The sequence below is a fragment of the Massilia pinisoli genome, from assembly GCF_024753285.1.
Taxonomy (GTDB): Bacteria; Pseudomonadota; Gammaproteobacteria; order Burkholderiales; family Burkholderiaceae_D; genus Telluria; species Telluria pinisoli.
In genome coordinates this window covers 235,212-250,508 of sequence record NZ_JANUGW010000006.1, presented here as the reverse complement: position 1 = coordinate 250,508, position 15,297 = coordinate 235,212, and the positions used below count along the sequence as shown (strand labels likewise).

The 15,297-nt window shown below is 59.0% G+C and carries 16 protein-coding genes and 1 tRNA gene; 9 read left to right on the top strand and 8 right to left on the bottom strand.

The window, feature by feature from the left end; all coding sequences use genetic code 11:
* Positions 1–207: 207 nt before the first annotated feature.
* The 5 genes from NX784_RS11055 to NX784_RS11035 all read left to right on the top strand — a co-directional run bounded on the left by NX784_RS11055 (position 208) and on the right by NX784_RS11035 (position 5,539).
* Entirely contained in the window at positions 208–1,329 is a 1,122-nt protein-coding gene (locus tag NX784_RS11055; protein ID WP_258816699.1) for a site-specific integrase, read from the top strand.
* 310 nt (positions 1,330–1,639) lie between these two features.
* Complete coding sequence (locus NX784_RS11050) at positions 1,640–1,939, top strand: helix-turn-helix transcriptional regulator (RefSeq protein WP_258816698.1); 300 nt, start codon at positions 1,640–1,642, stop codon at positions 1,937–1,939.
* A 2-nt stretch (positions 1,940–1,941) separates the two neighbouring features.
* A complete protein-coding gene (locus tag NX784_RS11045; RefSeq protein ID WP_258816697.1) occupies positions 1,942–4,242 on the top strand; it encodes a VapE domain-containing protein in 2,301 nt (766 codons plus the stop codon).
* 515 nt (positions 4,243–4,757) lie between these two features.
* The gene (locus NX784_RS11040; protein WP_258816696.1) at positions 4,758–5,297 is read left to right on the top strand and encodes a hypothetical protein; all 540 of its coding nucleotides are present in this window, start codon (positions 4,758–4,760) and stop codon (positions 5,295–5,297) included.
* Complete coding sequence (locus tag NX784_RS11035) at positions 5,294–5,539, top strand: hypothetical protein (protein WP_258816695.1); 246 nt, start codon at positions 5,294–5,296, stop codon at positions 5,537–5,539. Before NX784_RS11040 ends, NX784_RS11035 begins: the two co-directional genes overlap by 4 nt.
* A gap of 76 nt (positions 5,540–5,615) precedes the next feature.
* On the opposite strand, the gene NX784_RS11030 is transcribed toward NX784_RS11035, so the two are convergent.
* Positions 5,616–6,098, bottom strand: coding sequence for a hypothetical protein (locus NX784_RS11030; RefSeq protein ID WP_258816694.1), 483 nt, complete (start codon positions 6,096–6,098; stop codon positions 5,616–5,618).
* Between the two features lie 290 nt (positions 6,099–6,388).
* Between NX784_RS11030 and NX784_RS11025 the strand changes: the two genes are divergently transcribed.
* On the top strand, positions 6,389–7,114 hold the full coding sequence (locus NX784_RS11025; protein WP_258816693.1) for a hypothetical protein: 726 nt from the start codon (positions 6,389–6,391) through the stop codon (positions 7,112–7,114).
* 172 nt (positions 7,115–7,286) lie between these two features.
* Entirely contained in the window at positions 7,287–7,502 is a 216-nt protein-coding gene (locus tag NX784_RS11020) for a hypothetical protein (protein WP_258816692.1), read from the top strand.
* Between the two features lie 92 nt (positions 7,503–7,594).
* On the opposite strand, the gene NX784_RS11015 is transcribed toward NX784_RS11020, so the two are convergent.
* On the bottom strand, positions 7,595–7,837 hold the full coding sequence (locus NX784_RS11015; protein ID WP_258816753.1) for a helix-turn-helix domain-containing protein: 243 nt from the start codon (positions 7,835–7,837) through the stop codon (positions 7,595–7,597).
* Positions 7,838–7,909: 72 nt separating this feature from the next.
* Between NX784_RS11015 and NX784_RS11010 the strand changes: the two genes are divergently transcribed.
* Complete coding sequence (locus tag NX784_RS11010) at positions 7,910–8,368, top strand: hypothetical protein (RefSeq protein WP_258816691.1); 459 nt, start codon at positions 7,910–7,912, stop codon at positions 8,366–8,368.
* 98 nt (positions 8,369–8,466) lie between these two features.
* Here the strand turns inward: NX784_RS11010 and NX784_RS11005 are convergent, their stop codons facing one another.
* The gene (locus NX784_RS11005) at positions 8,467–8,721 is read right to left on the bottom strand and encodes a hypothetical protein (RefSeq protein WP_258816690.1); all 255 of its coding nucleotides are present in this window, start codon (positions 8,719–8,721) and stop codon (positions 8,467–8,469) included.
* Between the two features lie 151 nt (positions 8,722–8,872).
* Here NX784_RS11005 and NX784_RS11000 point away from each other — a divergent pair, with 151 nt between their 5' ends.
* The gene (locus NX784_RS11000) at positions 8,873–9,361 is read left to right on the top strand and encodes a hypothetical protein (RefSeq protein ID WP_258816689.1); all 489 of its coding nucleotides are present in this window, start codon (positions 8,873–8,875) and stop codon (positions 9,359–9,361) included.
* 93 nt (positions 9,362–9,454) lie between these two features.
* Here NX784_RS11000 and NX784_RS10995 read toward each other — a convergent pair whose 3' ends face one another.
* The 5 genes from NX784_RS10995 to pepN all read right to left on the bottom strand — a co-directional run bounded on the left by NX784_RS10995 (position 9,455) and on the right by pepN (position 15,086).
* Positions 9,455–10,369, bottom strand: a complete 915-nt coding sequence (locus NX784_RS10995) for a hypothetical protein (RefSeq protein WP_258816687.1) — start codon at positions 10,367–10,369, stop codon at positions 9,455–9,457.
* Entirely contained in the window at positions 10,366–10,830 is a 465-nt protein-coding gene (locus NX784_RS10990; protein WP_258816686.1) for a DUF6932 family protein, read from the bottom strand. Before NX784_RS10990 ends, NX784_RS10995 begins: the two co-directional genes overlap by 4 nt.
* Positions 10,831–10,989: 159 nt before the next feature.
* Positions 10,990–11,065, bottom strand: a tRNA-Thr gene (locus NX784_RS10985).
* A gap of 334 nt (positions 11,066–11,399) precedes the next feature.
* A complete protein-coding gene (locus NX784_RS10980; RefSeq protein ID WP_166864320.1) occupies positions 11,400–12,401 on the bottom strand; it encodes a class 1 fructose-bisphosphatase in 1,002 nt (333 codons plus the stop codon).
* Positions 12,402–12,428: 27 nt separating this feature from the next.
* Positions 12,429–15,086, bottom strand: a complete 2,658-nt coding sequence (gene pepN, locus NX784_RS10975) for an aminopeptidase N (protein ID WP_258816685.1) — start codon at positions 15,084–15,086, stop codon at positions 12,429–12,431.
* Positions 15,087–15,297: the final 211 nt, after the last annotated feature.

The following is a 15,297-nucleotide window of genomic DNA, read 5'->3' as shown; positions in this document are numbered from 1 at the left end:
GAAATTAGTTGCTCGGGGGGCGCTTACTTCTAGGGAAAACTACGACTTAATAGCTCTACAGGGGAGAAAAACACACGACTGAACACAGCACAGTGTGGTGCTAAACCGTGTTCGAGCCGTGGCCCCGTAACCTGGAGCCAGCACATGAAGTCGAAGATAACACAGTCCCTCGTTGAGAGGGCTCCAGCCCCAGCCCGGGGCAAGTCCATGCTGTACGCCGACAGCGAGATGCGTGGGTTTTACCTGATCGTCACCCCGACCAAACGGGGCTTTTACGTCCAATCCCTCGTCAACGGCAGGCAGGTCCGTACGAAGCTGGGTGACCACCCGGCAATGGATGCCAAACAGGCTCGTGACGCGGCCCGAAAGACCCTGGTCGACATGCGTGCAGGGGCGAATCCCAACGAGGAGAGGCGCAAGGCTCGGGCGCGGGGTATCACCCTGCGTGAGTCGCTCGACCTCCATCTAGCGGCCAAGCCGCTGTCCCCAAGGACCAAAGAGGACTACCGGTACAACTGCGAGCAGTACCTCGAAGACTGGCTCGACAAACCGTTGGCCGAGCTCGGCGCGGACCGTGCTGGCATGCGCGAACGCCATCGTCGGATCACTGAGCGGCACGGCGCGCCGTCTGCGGACAACGTCTTCCGCATTTTCCGTGCCCTGTACAACCGCGGGCTGCGTGAGCATCCCGACCTGCCGCCGAACCCGACCGCCAACGTTGACTATCACGGGCTGCGCCGTCGGAAGGTGGACGTCGAGGCCGAGAGGTTGCTGGCGTGGGGCAAGGCGGTGCTCGGGCTGCACCCCGTGAGGCGCGACCTGCACCTGTTCATGATGCTGACGGGGATGCGCCGCACATCGGCCTGTGAGGCCCGCCCGGAGGACCTGGACCTCTGCGCGGCACGCCTGCATGTGCCCAAGCCGAAGGGAGGCTCGACAAGGGCATTCGACCTGCCCCTCTCTGCCGTCCTCGTGGACCTGCTCGGCCACCGCCTAAACGAAAGCCCCAAGCTCCAGCGTAAGGCACGGTGGCTGTTCCCCGCAGAGTCCGAGTCGGGCCACGTCGCCGAGGTCGCCCAGCACGAGCTGGACGGCCTAACGGGGCATGCCCTGCGTCACTGCTTCTCGACACTGGCCGTGAGGGCGGGCGTGCCGCTGCTGGAGTTGAAGTACCTGCTCAACCACGCGGCCGGCAACGTCACGATGGGGTACATCCACGTCGGAGTCGAGCACCTCGCGAAGCATCAAGAGACGGCGTCGCGGTACATCCTGGGCGCGCTCGGCCTTATGCACGAGCCGGGAACCTGGCCACCAAAGCTTACGGAGTAGCCGCACGTACTCGCCAGGCTGCCTGTATCGATCTCGGGCGCCTTGGTTCGGGTGCTGAGCCGTCCGAGCCGTCTTGGACCTCTAGGACTCACCTGGACGACGGAGGCAAACGTTGATGTTCTTGCGCGCAGTCCTGTGACAATATATGTCTCGTCGGCGTCAACAGCCGACGTTCGGCTTTCGGTGGCCTAAACAGCCGAGACTCTCCCCGGATGACAACGGGGTTCTGGGTCCGATCTGCGGCAGTCGGCTGTGGATGTCTCCGCGCGGTGACTTGCTGCGTCGGGAAATCCCAACTGGAGCCGCTGAGATGGCATACGAACCGAAGAGACTCACCCCCGCCGAGTTGGCCGAGCTGCACCAACTTCCAGATGAAGCTTTGCTGACCGCCCAAGAGGCCGCAGTCTTCCTGCGTCTCAAGTACCACACCTTATCCTGGTACCGCTGCCACGGCGGCGGCCCAGAGTTCGTCCGCGTGGGTCCGAAGCTGATCCGCTACCGCTTGAAAGATCTGCGAGCCTACGCGCAGGGACAGGGTATGGGCGAAGGCGTCCAGCGTGCAGCTGCGGCCATGCTCGCCTCCCGTGGCCTCGCAACTAAGGAGGCATAACCATGGTCGAAAAAGAAAACGCCCACGGTGGACAAGACCGAGGGCGCAAAGAGCGATGCAAGGAAGAGGAGGCTCGCGTCGAAGCTTACGACGTCAATGATGCCACCTCGTCCCCTCGCGCGACGCCATCATTCTCCGTAACGGCCAGGGTCATCCGTCCGCACGACCTGGAGACCTACATCAAGAACGGCCTGCAATTGATCCCGCTCCACCGCTACGACGCGACTGACATGAAGGGCAAGCCGCGGGGCAAGAGTCCGCGAGACAAGGCCTGGTCCACTAAGGATTATGACAGCCGGCAGGTCGTCGAGAAGGCCGCGAGGTTCAACACCAACGTCGGCGTGCGCCTCTCGGCCGAGGTAATGGTGCTGGACGTAGACCCCCGCAATTTCGGCGCTGACGACGCGGGCAAGCCTATCGACTGCTTAGCCAAATTCGTCGCCTCCACGGGACTGGATCTGTCTACTGCGCCCCATACGATCACAGGTTCTGGCGGCGACCACTTCTGGTTCCGCAAGCCAGCCGACGTCTCCCTGCTTGACTCGCTGCACGACTTCCCTGGCATCGAGTTTAAGTCGTACGGCAGGCAGGTTGTCGCGGCCGGGTCCGTGCACCCGTGCGGCCGGCACTATGAGTGGGACGACTTCGCGCCTTCCCTAGGCGAGATGCCGATGTTGCCCGACTCGCTGCTCAGGCTGATCCGGCGCCCGACCCGAGCGTACAGAGACGCTGCCGGACTCGGCGAGCTGACGCCTGAGATGCTCGCGGAGACGCTCGAGCAGCTCGACCCGGAAGATTTCCAGGACCACGACGAGTGGCTCAACCTGATGATGGCCTGCCACCATGCGACGGCCGGCGAGGGACGCCAGGAATTCATCGACTGGTCCACTGGCGACGACAAGTACGCGGACGACGGCTGGATCATCGGACGCCGCTGGGACTCGCTACACACGTCGACCTCGACCAGGCCGGTGACAGTAAGGTACCTGCACAAGGTGGTGCAGGAGCACGGCGGCAAGGTGGCGCGCGTAGCCCCGGAGGACGACTTCGAGGTAGTTTTCGTTGAAGAAGACGACCAGTTGCCGACTCTGCGCCGGATGAAGAACGGCAAGCCCGAAAGCAGCTTTCCCAACTGCCTTAAGCTGGTAAGGCACATCAACAGTCAGCTGGGGCTGATCTACGACGAATTCGGCTGCGGAGTCCATCTCGTTGCCGCGAGGCTCCCTTGGAGTGTCGATGTGGGACGCAGGCTAGATGACGATGTGGTGCGCCGCATCCGCCAATATCTGGTCGAGATCACCGACATGAACTGGAGTAAGGAGGACGTGCTAGAAGCTGTCCTGACCCTTGCCCGCGACAATCCGGTACACCCGGTGCGCGACTATCTTTCCAGCTTGACCTGGGACGGCGTGCCTCGCATCGACACGCTGCTGGTGAAGTATGCTGGCGCCACGGATAATTCCTACGTTCGGGCGATCGGCGCCAAGGTACTGATTGCGGCGGTCCGTCGGGTCCGGCAGCCCGGCTGCAAGTTCGATAACGTTATCGTGCTGGAAGGCTCCCAGGGCTGCGGAAAGAGTTCGTTCGTGAAGTCGCTGTCGCCCAACATTGAGTGGTTCTCAGATTCTCCGATTGGGAACACCGAATCGAAGGATGCCCCGCTGTCTCTGCAAGGCCGCTGGATCATCGAACTGGGGGAAATGTCCGTCCTGTCCAAATCGGGCGTCGAGGCCCTCAAGGCATTCGTATCGAGCAGTATCGACCACGTTCGCCGCCCGTATGGCCGACTGCATGAGGAATTGCGCCGCCAGTGCATCTTCATCGGGACCACTAACCAGGCGAGCTACCTCAAGGACCAGACAGGTAACCGCCGTTTCTGGCCCGTGAAGGTCAACACGATCGACCTAGACGCACTCTTGGCTGATCGCGACCAGCTATGGGCAGAGGCTGCGGCCAGGGAGGCACTGGGCGAATCGCTTCTGCTGCCGCAGGAGCTCTGGGGCGTCGCGGCCGTCGAGCAGGAGGAGCGGGTTGCTGACGACCCGTGGGTGGACATTGTTCGCGCCTACCTGGATCGCTCGACGAACTGGGACGGCAAGGAGATCGTGGAGGTCGAGCCGCCTGACCGAGTGCACTCGGCCACGCTACTCAGCGAAGCGCTCAGCATTCGCCCTGGCGACCAGCGCCCTGAGCACACCCAGCGCCTGAAGGTGGTCATGGAGAAGCATCTTGGCTGGAAGCACAAGGCCAATCTACGTGCTGGTCCCGAAGGCAAACAGGGGCGCGGCTACCTCCGCCAATAGCGGACCTCGGCTACGCGCTGCTCTTGCTGCTCTCCACAGGCAGCAGGGGCGGTGCCCGAAAGCCTTACAGATCAAGGCTTGTTGTGCTGTTGCTCTTGTTGCTCTTACTTTCTTAAAAGCTGAAAAATAAGCCTGTTTGACAAAAACCCGAACATGCGACGGTAGTCATCGGAAGGTTTATAGCGAATCGAGCGCAACAGCAGCAACAGAGTAACAAGCCTTACGACGCATCCCTTTTGCTCGATTGGGCACGACAACGAGGGACAACAACGGCTCTGACGTGCCAAGACCCTGGGCGACCGCGGCAGGCATGGCAACGATTGCGGGAAACCGGGCCTGACTGGCGCCGCGAAGCGCGCCCGACCTCTCTCTCACGCGCGTAGTGCCCGACCCTCTAATCGGTGATTCGAAGGTCACCTGACCCTAAGCGCTTGATCCGCATGAAGAAACAATGGCATGCCCCCGCGCGCTAACACGGCACGATCAAGTTCAACACCATTTTTCGGGAGCTGGCCATGGCCGCTAAGAAGTTTACGCCCGAGGTGCAGGAGCTGTTCCTTCAGGTACTGGAGGACACCGCGTCGCCGAAGCAGGCGGCTCAGGTATGCGGCATCTCCCGTCGCCTCGCATTCGAATACAAGAAGGAAGACCCTGAGTTTCGCAGCCGCTGGGAGAAGTCCGTCGAGGTAGCCCTGGACGCTGTCCTAGACGAGGCCTACCGACGCGCTGTCATCGGCGTGGACGAGCCTGTGGTCTACCAAGGCCAACTTGCCATGACCAAAGACGCCAGCACGGGCGAAGAGCGCCCCCTCACGGTGAAGCGACACTCGGACCGGCTCCTGGAGGTCATGCTCAAATTCCGATACGGCGAGCAGATGGCAGACCGCCTGCGCGTGAAGCTGGAAGACCAGCAGACTGGCCTGGACGCAGAAGCCCTGCTGCGTATGCCCAGCGCCGAGCGGGACCAGCTTGTCTCGCTGCTGTCCAGGTACGCCGGGCACGCCGAGACCCTCGACCAGGAGCGCGACGCAGAGCGCAAGGAAGCTGGCCAATGAATAACATGACTATTGCCCAGGCATTACAGCGGGCACGCCAGATCGAACTCAACATGAAAGCGTTCGAGCAGACGGCGCCGAAGACCGTGGCTGCGCTCGGGGGAAGCGACGCATTAGCACATGCGTCCGAGATGACGTGCATCGGTCCTATACCGAGACTCGACGTCAGCACTTGGGCGCGTCTGAGCGCCGAGTACGAGGACATGCGCAAGTACGGAGGGACGGGAAATCACGGCAGCTAACGACTTGCGGGCACGTCGAGAGATACCTGAGCCTGCAAAATGGCCTTTCGACGGCAGCATACGCCGCGCCAACAAGTTATGTAGACGGTCCCCAACCTTTCCAAAGTGCCTGATTTAGACCATCAACAAGGTTTTTTATATCGGAAATGCTGTAAGGGTGGGTACTCTGCAGTTCATAAGCATAGCGCGCGTGAACAAAGTAGTCTTTGCATTTATCAAGATCAGCAGCTAGGTCTTTACCCGTCACTTCACAGTACAAAGATGACAGCCTTTTCGCGATGTCCTGATCCATACGTTCAAACATCTTTTTCAAATCATGACCGCCACCCTTTAGATTTGAATATACTTCCGCATTCGAAAGCAATACATCCTTTTTGTACGACGGCACATCCACACCGGCATCAGCGCATTTTAGCAACAGCTCACAACACAGCGCCAAATTGCACACAACCGCCATTGAACATTCCTCAAGAACAGCATTGTCTTCAAAAGCTGGAGCTGCCATTTTATAGAACTGCATTGCATGGCGGTAGATGTGTCCAGATGGTTCTTTGCGCATTTTTCTTCCTTAATATTAACAATAACCCTATGAGAAGCGGACTTTAACACTGGTAAGTTTAGCGGAGTTTTGCATACGCATCACTCTGCCTGTGACCGGGCCATACGCCTGCTTCGCAGCCTGACTGTCAATGGCTCGCAATAGCAGGACACCAACGCTGGTTTTCTCGATATTGTCCGCACGACACTATGTTGTCAATCCGGTCGGCACTGGCGTCGACCCGCATCGAGGCATGATGCATTCGCTCGTAGCGGCCGGAGGTCCCCAAACCTCACAAGGAGCCAACGAGCATGAAGATTGAACTCACCCAAACCACACTGCTGTCCCCCGCACAGATCGGCGAACTGGCGTCCACCCTGGACGCCCTCCACTCCCGTGTCCTCAAAACTATCGAGCGCCTGAATCACGACGTCGCGATCCGCAAGGCCGAGATCGCCACGCGCTGGAAGAACGCTGCCAGCCTGAGTGCGTCCGACGTCGTCCGCATCGCCGAGAGCGAGACCGTGGCTGCCATCGGCCAGATCAAGGATAACTCCAGGGCAGAGCTCGACAGCTTGCTGAAGGCCGCCGCCCCAGCACATAACCAATTAGCCGACCAGCGCCCGTTCTACGACAGTCCCGTCAAGGTGCTTAGTCGCGCCGCCCTCGGTGAACCCAAGCGCACCGAGTACCTGCAGCAGCTTCAGTTCGCCGGACATGCCGAGATGGGCCACATGGCGCAAGTTGCAGTGAGCACGAAGAACTTCCCGCTGGCCGCCGCCGTACTGTCCCTGCTGGACCGCATGCCGACGAAAGAGCGCCCGGTCGGCCCGGTCGAGCTGGCCTCGGCGATGCGCCTGGACGATTACCTGAAGGTGCAGGAGTATTTGAAATTGGGCGATGCGCGCCTTCAGGGCATCGTTCTGGCCATCCGTGCCTGGAACGCCGGCAAAACTAATCCACTCAACACCGTATCTCTGGCAATGTACGAGCGGGACATCGACCATGATCTGATCGCTGAGGGCGACAATGGCTAGGCCGACCCTCACCGTCTTCTCAACGCCACCCGCTAGACCAGCTTTCGTCATCCTAGCGCGACGCCCGAGCACTCGAAGCGCTGTCGCCTCCCCCGCGAATTCGATAACTCGAAAGAGCGTCACCGTCGTACATGAGGCCTCACAGAGAGCTGCGGCTGTTGCGCAGAGAACGATGACACTCGCCGAGGAAGGTTATGGCTTGTTCGGCACGCTGGAAGCATGCGCTAGAGCAGCAGGCGTCAAGCCCGATTCGGAAGAGTTCGACGAAGCCGCTGCGCTGGTCGGGCTTCCCTACTGCAGGGTTCTCGATCTCTACGTGGACCCCGAGACCAAACGTAGGGCCGAGGAACTGTGCTTTGCGCAGGCCCATAGGGCACTGATCTGTTGAGTCAGCGTTACTTGGCCGTGCTTCGAGGGGATACCTTTTAGGTATCCCTTTTAGTTTCAAGGACCTACCAAACTCTACCCACTGATCAAGTATCAGAGGTTCGCCTCAGAAAGCAGGTCTGAGGCGTGCATACCTAATGCACCGGCTAGCTTTATTAACGTAAGGAGCGCGACATTGTTATCACCTCGCTCCACTCGTCCAACGTAGCTTCGGTCTAGCTCTGCCAACAAAGCGAGCCTCTCCTGAGATATACCTTTATCCAGCCGTACACGGCGGATCGCCTGACCAAGGGAGGTCAGCGCAGGGTCCTGCCGATTTTTCGAGAGATTTGGCACGCATGCATCATTCTCGATATGATGCACATAGATCCACGGTACATGTACCGCAAACGTTCACTGGGAGGCTTTATGAATGTCTCGATGCTGACACGGCTCAGATGGTCCTATTGGCGCCTGCCCTTGTACGGCCGGCTTGCAGTGCTGACAGTAGCAGGGGTAGGCATATCAGGACTGCTACGTCTTACAGAAGTCCCTGCGGAAGACAATAGACCACCAAATCCAGCTGGTCATGTAGACCAGCCCGCCTACGACCCGGTAGCAAAGTGGGGCCAGTCAAAGGCGGCCGCTGCTAAAGAAGTGATGGCGATGGTCCAGCAGGATTCAAAAATTTACGAGGAAGGGTCGCACCTAGTTGTCGAGATGAAGATATATATTGAAAGTCCAGACCAGCGTTTACAGTACATCCGAACCATCGCTGATACTGATATGATCCTACATGGCACCCCACGCAATATCTATTTTTATGACCCGGCAAATAGAAAAATTGGTCAGGCTGACACATTGAATGGCGTACGACTTATTGACTAATGTTATTACGCCGTGCTTACGATGATATAAGGGCATGAAATTCTTTTGAATTCATGCCCTTATCCTTTCTGGCATTCTGATCGACAGTTTGTACGCAATCACTTCAATGCTGATGCAACCTGCTCAAATGCCTCTTTACTCTTGGTGGTAATGTCGAGCGACAGCGATTTTTCGCCGGAGACTAATGCATCGGCATACTCAACAAATGTTTTAAGTTCTCTTCGGTCTTCGTCAAAAACGTCAGCAATGTCGTCAAGTGACATTTTTTGCTGGAGTTCCTTAACTCGAGCATAGTTCGTTACTAAGCGCGCCATACCAGTTGGGTTGGCCATAATACGGGAAAAAGTACTCATAAATTTCTCCATGAAAATTTATCGATACCGCCACCTGCGCAGGCGAAAACTGCACTTGAGGTCACCACCCATATTTTCAATAACAGAGCGCTCCCAAATCCAGCAAAACATGACCTAATGTTTTCACCCGTCAACCACAAGGGAGAGCATTATGAATCTGCAGGGGATGAGCACAAAGTCACTCTTGGCCCTACACAACTCAATTGCACAGACATCGGCCGGACCGAAGTCATTCGCCACTAAGGCTAAGCTAATCGCTCGGATAGAGGCCCTCGCCGCAGTCAGCAACATCGACCTCGCCGCGCTCTGTCCAGCCACAACGAACGATCTGGCCGAGCAAGATGTCCGGCAGCAGGTCAAGACCACCGAGACAATAGCCGAGCTATCGGAAGCCAAAAAGAAGCCAATTGGCAGGGGCATCGGACGCCTCGCACGCGAGCTTCTGCTTGATGCCGCGGGCTATCCATATGTTGTTATCGCCGAGATGGTCAATACCCAAATCTTAGGTGCGCAGACCACCCCTAAGTCAGTCAGATGGTATGCGTGCAAAATGCGTAAGGATGGGGCTCAGGTACCTGGGCGTCAGCGCCCGGTGACGGAACGTTCAGCAGCAACTCTAGTGTTCTCTAACAAAGACTAATCGTTTCCGAAGCGATTATGAAAAAGGCCACCGTTAAGGTGGCCCTTTTTTGCGCATTTGGCTCAATGTCCTTTGACAGCTATTTTGGGTACCTTACTCAACAGCTATAAGCTGTCGCTTATAGATGTCTTTCCTAGCAACGGAATCCCAATATTTAGCCGTCTCGACCTTAATACGTGCCATCGAGGTGATTGTCAGGCGCTGCACTTGGTCGGTTAAACTAAGCGGGAATCTGATAGAAATTTTACCATCATCAGTACGAATATCAAGCCGTCCAGTATCGGTGATGCTGGCGACACTACCCAACAAAATTTCTTCATACCGTTCTGGTTCACGAATAGTGTCCAACAATGAACGGATACGGGTTATTTCGTCTGGACAGCCCTCCCAAAATTGCCGTCCGCGGGAAGACTGCCAAGTAAACTGCGCAGCTAACCCTGCACCATCCAATACCCTCATAAACTCGCTAAGCTGATGAGCAGACTTTCCTCCAACTGCATCAACCGCGTCATAAAACTCGTCTTGATGCGAATTCAGAAGACGAAACGTCTGCGTGAGGGTGGCCTGAAGCAGACTTTCTCCCGTTAGGTCAGGTAACGCATTACCGGTGACGAAAATACGCGTGGACCCATAACTAAGCCCCGCAAGCTTTAAATTGAGGGCACTTACTACATCTTGGCCAACGCCGCGTCCAGCCTCGTTTCCATAACGCAATCTATGTGCAGCGAGCTTCCAGGCTTTGGATAAGGGCTCCATCGCTGCAATAAACCAATCGAGCGAGATGCTGCCGTTTGCTCGGGGACCAATGAGGCGAAGATCTACAAGTTCTCCGGCTTCGGCCGCTTCTTCGATTAGAAGCTCATGCTTTACGCTTTGAGCAAACTGATCCTGGTTTTTCGCGGCTAATTGAAGGAGAAAGTCATCAGGATTAGCACGAGCACGCTCTGCAGTTTGCTTCGCATGTTCAGACAGCGAGTCAGCGTGCTCACGCAGGAATTTGGTGCTCATATGTTCACCTCCGCGAAACCTTTCGCCGTAATTCTGTCATGACTAAACCCCAAAACACCCCGCCAGTATGCCTCACGATGAAAAACCTCATCTTGTGCCGGCATCTCAACATAAAGGTCAAGATTGAAGAGGCTCTCCGCTGCCGCGTGATCAAACAAATGCGATATCTGCTGTTGCACGGCTGGGTTAGTGTTCGCGTTGCCGTTCACCCAATACGGGCTCCAGAGTACGCAGTCAATGTCTCCCGGCCTAGGCTTCTGCGTCAGAAAAGACCCATCTAGCCATAGCGTACCACCTAAACCTAAACCTTGGAGTGCGCCAACCCAAGCGAGGAGACGCTCGTAGAGTTCATGGCGCCGCTGATCAGCTTCGAACGGTGCAACGGCTAACGCGTGTAACTCAGGGAGGGTCATGTTGTGCAAACCAGGCTGCAACAGAGCTGGAAAGTCGGGCTGAGCCATTTTTTTCTCGGTTACTGATCCTTCATAGGGCATTCATGAAAACACCCTTTCCGCTAGGATATTAGCAGTCTTTCATACAAAATTGCCAACAAATAAGCGTTCCATCAGCTCTTCGGAAGCAAAAAGGGCCACCCTGCTGGGTGGCCCTTCTCACTGTTTTGGTGCCGCTGACCGGAATCGAACTGGTGACCTTCGCATTACGAATGCGCTGCTCTACCGACTGAGCTACAGCGGCTAAACCTAGAAACTTGTTTAACCTGTGTCTGCACTACCTTGCCATCAGACTGCTGGCGGCCCTAAAGCCTTGTTCTGCTTACTGTTTTGCTCTGGATCCTTAAAGCAGCGCTCCGATTACGAATGCGCTGCTCTACCGACTGAGCTACAGCGGCTAAACCTGTACTACCGTTTAACCTGTGCCTGCATTACCTGCCATCAGACTGCTGGCGGCCCGAAGGCCATCGCTTGCTTGCTCATCCAGATGAGCTGCAGCGCGAAGGAGCCCGCATTCTAACAACAACTTCGCAAACTTGCTAGTCCGACTCGGCAATTTTATGCAGGACAGGCCAAAATCATTCCTGGTGGTAGCTCGTCACGCGCTCCACTTCGCTCTTCGAGCCCAGGAACACGGGCACGCGCTGGTGCAGCTTTTGCGGCGCGATGTCGAGGATGCGCTGGCGGCCGTCCGTCGCGGCGCCGCCCGCCTGCTCGACGATGAACGCCATCGGGTTCGCCTCGTACATCAGGCGCAGCTTGCCCGGCTGCGACGGGTCGCGCTGGTCGGCCGGGTACATGAAGATGCCGCCGCGGTTCAGGATGCGGTGCACGTCGGCCACCATCGACGCGATCCAGCGCATATTGAAATCCTTGCCGCGGGGACCGGTCTTGCCGGCCAACATTTCGTCGACGTAACGCGTGACGGGCGGATGCCAGTGGCGCTGGTTCGACATGTTGATGGCGAACTCCTTCGTCTCTTCCGGAATCTGCATGTCCTTCTGCGTCAGCACCCAGGAGCCCATCTCGCGGTCCAGGGTGAAGCAGTTGACGCCGTTGCCGGTGGTGAGCACGAGCATCGTCTGCGGGCCGTACACGGCATAGCCGGCCGCGACCTGCTGGCTGCCGGCCTGCATGAAGTCGGCTTCCGTCGGCTGCGTCATGCCTTCCGGCGCCTTCAGCACGGAGAAGATGGTGCCGATCGAGACGTTGACGTCGATGTTCGACGAGCCGTCCAGCGGGTCGAACAGCAGCATGTATTCGCCCATCGGGTAGCGATTCGGGATCGGATGGATCGATTCCATCTCTTCCGACGCCATCGCCGCCAAGTGGCCGCCCCATTCATTGGCCTCGAGCAGGATCTCGTTGGAAATCACGTCGAGTTTCTTCTGCACTTCGCCCTGGATGTTCTCCGTGTTCGCGCTGCCGAGGATGTCGCCGAGCGCGCCCTTGCCGACCGAGTGGGAAATGGTCTTGCAGGCGCGCGCCACCACCTCGATCAAGAGGCGCAGCGATGCGGGGATGTTGCTGTGGAGACGCTGTTCCTCGACGAGGTATTGCGTCAGGCTGACTCGTTTCATGGACTTCCTTCAGTTTGTGGGAATCGTTTAATTGGCAAGGGCCTTGCTCACCACCTCGCGCACGTCGTTCGACAGCTTTGCCTGCCCCGCCACCTGCTGCAGCGCCCGCTTCATCTGGGCTTGCAAATCGGGCGTGTAGCGGCGCCAGCGGTCCATCGCGCGGGCCAGGCGGCTGGCTACCTGCGGGTTCAGCGCGTCGAGCGCGATCACCTGCTCGGCCCAGAACGCGTAGCCGCTGCCGTCCGGCGCGTGGAAGCCCACCGGATTGCCAGCGCAGAACGTCGACACGAGGCTGCGCGCGCGGTTCGGATTGCGCAAGGTAAAGGCCTTGTGCGTCATGAGGTCGCGCACGCGGTTCACGTCCGTCGTCGGGGCGGACGCCTGCATCGCGAACCACTTGTCGACGACCAGCGGCTCGCCCTGGAATTCGTCGTAGAAGCGCTGCAGGGCATCGCCGGCCGCGGGCGCGCGCGCATGCACGAGCGCGGACAGCGCGGCCGCGCGGTCCGTCATGTTCGTGGCGCCGTCGAACTGGCGCCGCGCCAGGTCGAGACTGGCGTCGTCCGGCGCCGCGCACAGATAGGCCAGCGCCAGATTCTTCAGCGCGCGCTTGCCGATCGATGCCGCGTCCGGGCTGTACTCGCCCGGCGTCTGGTTGGCGTCGTACTGGGCCTCCAGTTCGCCGCGCAGCCGGGTGCCGATGGCGGCGCGAACGAACTGGCGCGCCGTGTGGATCGCGAGCGGATCGACGACGTCCAGCTGGTCCGCAATCATCGTTTCCGACGGCAACAGTAGCGCCTGTTCGCGGAAGGCCGGGTCGAGCGTGTCGTCGGCGAGGATCTTGCGCATGGCGTCGATGAACACGTCGTCCACGTCCAGCTTCGGATCGGCATTGCCGGCAGCCGCGACCTGGCCGGACAGTTTCAGCAGGCGGCTCATCGCGAGGCGCTGGCCCGCTTCCCAACGGTTGACGGGGTCGCTGTCGTGGCTGAACAGGTGGACCAGTTCGGCGTCGTTGTAGCCGTATTTCAGGATCACGGGCGCGGAAAAATCGCGCAGGATCGACGGCGTCGGCTGCTCCGCCACGTTCGTGAACGTGAATGTCTGGTCCGCTTCCGTCAGTTCCAGCACTGCCGTCGTGCCATGGTCTTTGCCGTCGACCGTCAGCGGCAGGTCGCGGCCGTCCCGGCCCAGCAGGCCCACGGCGACGGGAATGTGGAACGGCAGCTTCTCCGGCTGGCCCGGCGTCGGCGGGCAGCTCTGCACGAGGCGCAGCGTGTACGTGCGCGCCGCCTCGTCCCAGCGGGTCTCGGCCTGGACGACGGGCGTGCCGGCCTGGCTGTACCAGCGCTCGAACAAGGTCAGGTCGCGGCCGTTCGCATCGGCCATCGCGAGGCGGAAGTCGTCGCACGTGACGGCCTGGCCGTCGTGGCGCTCGAAGTACAGGTCCATGCCTTTGCGGAAGCCGTCGCGGCCCAGCAGGGTCTGGTACATGCGCACGACTTCGGCGCCCTTCTCGTACACGGTCACCGTATAAAAATTATTGATCTCGACGAAGGAGTCGGGACGAACCGGGTGCGCCATCGGGCCGGCGTCTTCCGGGAACTGGGCCTGGCGCAACGTGCGCACCTGGTCGATCCGGGTGACGGCGCGGCCCGTGTTCGTGCCGATCATGTCGGCCGAGAATTCCTGGTCGCGGAACACCGTGAGGCCTTCCTTCAGCGACAGCTGGAACCAGTCGCGGCAGGTGACGCGGTTGCCCGTCCAGTTGTGGAAGTATTCGTGGCCGACGACGGCCTCGATGCCCTGGAAATCGACGTCCGTCGCGACGCGCGGGTTCGCGAGCACGAACTTCGTGTTGAAGATGTTCAAGCCCTTGTTTTCCATCGCCCCCATGTTGAAGTCGCCCACGGCGACGATCATGAAGCGGTCGAGGTCGAGTTCCAGGTCCCAGCGCTCTTCGTCCCAGCGGATGCTGTGCTTCAGCGACTGCATCGCGTAGTCCGTCTTGTCGAGGTTGCCCTCTTCCACCCAGACCTGCAGCAGCGCCGTCCGGCCGTCGGCCAGTTCGAAATCCTCCTCCTGGCACACGATGCGCGCGGCGACGAGGGCGAACAGGTACGACGGCTTCTTGAACGGATCTTCCCACAGCGCGTAGCGGCGGCCGTCCGGGAGAATGCCTTCGTCGATCAGGTTGCCGTTCGACAGCAGCACCGGGTACTTGTCCTTGTCGGCGCGCAGCATCACGGTGTAGCGGGCCATCACGTCCGGGCGGTCGGGGAAATAGGTGATGCGGCGGAATCCTTCGGCCTCGCACTGCGTGTAGAAACTGCCGTTGGACGTGTACAGGCCGCTGAGTGTAGTATTGCTTTCCGGAACGCAAATGGTTTCGATTTCCAGCGTCGCCTCTTCCGGCGCGTTGGGGATGCGCAGCAGGGTGCCCTCGATGACGTAGTCGCCCTCGCCCAGCGTCCGGCCGTTCAGGCGCAGGCTCACCAGTTCGATGTCTTCGCCGTACAGCTCGATTTCACGCTGGGCGCTGGCGGGATTGCGGCGCACCGTCATCCGGTTCGCGACGACGGTACGGGCGGGGTCGAGGTCGAAGCCGAGTTCCACGGTATCGACCAGATAGCTGGGGGCGGTGTAATCCTTCCGGTAGATGGTCTGAGGCGTATCGGTGCGCATGGTCAGGTCCGCAAAGCCGTTGGTGGGATGCTTATTTTACCAACAGCTTCGCGTGCGCTCCGTCCACCTTTCTTTTGTATCGCCATGTACACGCCGTAACCGCGCGTAAATGTATCGACGAACATCACGCATCAGGAATAATATGGTCTCCTGAACAAGACCGATTACAGGATTGAAATCCGAAACGAGGGGAATACCGAACCGATGGAGT